The following is a 1588-nucleotide window of genomic DNA, read 5'->3' on the forward strand; positions in this document are numbered from 1 at the left end:
CACCGGCCCCTCCTCCACCAGGGGCAACCCGAACAAGCCCGACAACCCGCGCGACACCTCGCAGAGGCCCGACGACCGCACCTGCAAGAGCGACCCGGTCGACGTCGCCAGCGGCGAGGTCGTCCTGGAGCAGCACGACCTCCGGCTCGGCGCGCTCGCGCTCACCCGCACCCACGTGTCGAGCTACCGCGCGGGCCACTGGTTCGGCGTCTCCTGGTCGTCCACAGTGGACCAGAGGCTGGAGGTGGACGACGAGCACGTCTGCTACTTCCCGCCCGACGGCACGATCCTGGTCTACCCGCGCGGCGACGGCCCGCAGCTGCCCCTGGAGGGCGCGCGCTGGCCGCTCACCCGCGACGGCGACGCGTACACCCTCGTCACCGACGACGCCGTGCTCGAGTTCTCCGGCGCCGGCCGCGTGATCCCGCTGCGCGCCTTCGAGGGCGAGCAGCGCGTCGAGGTGTTCTACGACGACTCCGGCGCGCCGAGCCTGCTGCGCCGGGACGACGGGGTGCGCGTCGCGCTGCGCGCCCTGCGGGGCCGCGTGGTCGAGATCGCCGTGCCCGGCGACGGCCAGCCCGACGTCCCGGTGCTGCGCTTCGACTACGGACCCGAGGGGCACCTGGTCGCGGTGACCAACTCCTCCGGCCGGTCGCGGCGGTTCGAGCACGACGGGGCCGGTCGCCTCACCTCCTGGCAGGACCGCAACGACGTCCGCTACCGGTACGCCTACGACGAGCTCGGCCGGTGCGCGCGCACCACCGGCGACGGCGGTTTCCTCAACGGCGCCTTCGAGTACGGCGACCACGTCACGCGGCACACCGACTCGCTCGGCAACGTCACCGAGTTCCACCTCAACGGCGCGCGCCAGGTCGTGCGCGAGGTCGACCCGCTGGGCGGTGTGACGCTGTCCGAGTGGGACCGCCACGACCGGCTGCTCTCCCGCACCGACCCGCTGGGCCGCACCACCGGCTACGGCTACGACGAGGACGGCGCGCTCACCGAGGTGCGCAGGCCCGACGGCTCCACCCTGCTGTTCCAGGGCGAGGTGGGCGCCGCCGCCACGGTCACCGTCCACGGCGCGGAGCGCACCTGGCGCCGCACCTCCGAGGACGGCGCGCCGGACCCGCGCACCACCCCGGTCGGCGTGGCCACGCCGATCTCGGCCGCGGGCGGCCCGGTCGGCGAGCCCGCGCCCGAGGGCGTGGCGCGCGACCAGGTCGGCAGGCCCAGGACCGCGCCCGGCGCGGGCGGGCGGGTCGCGCTCGGGTGGACCGTCGAGGGCCGCCCCGCCTCGCGGGTCGGGCCGGGCGGGGAGCGCGCCTCCTGGCGCTACGACGGGGAGGGCAACGAGGTCGAGCACGTCGACGAGCTCGGCCGCGCCACCCGCCGCGAGCACGGGCCGTTCGACCTGCTGACGGCGGTCACCGACCCGTCCGGCGCGCGCACGGCGTACGGCTACGACACCGAGCTGCGCCTGACCTCGGTGACCAACGCCCACGGCCGCACCTGGACCTTCCTGCGCGACCAGCTCGGCCGCGTGCGGGCGCAGACCGACTACGCGGGCCGCACCCACTCCTACGGCTAC

The 1588-nt window shown here is 75.9% G+C and carries 1 protein-coding gene; it reads left to right on the top strand.

What is annotated here, in order from left to right; genetic code table 11:
• Positions 1–1588, top strand: a 1588-nt coding sequence (locus tag ACTUAL_RS24240; RefSeq protein WP_440901865.1) for a DUF6531 domain-containing protein, incomplete at both ends; no start/stop codon positions are given.

This window comes from Actinosynnema sp. (assembly GCF_052038725.1).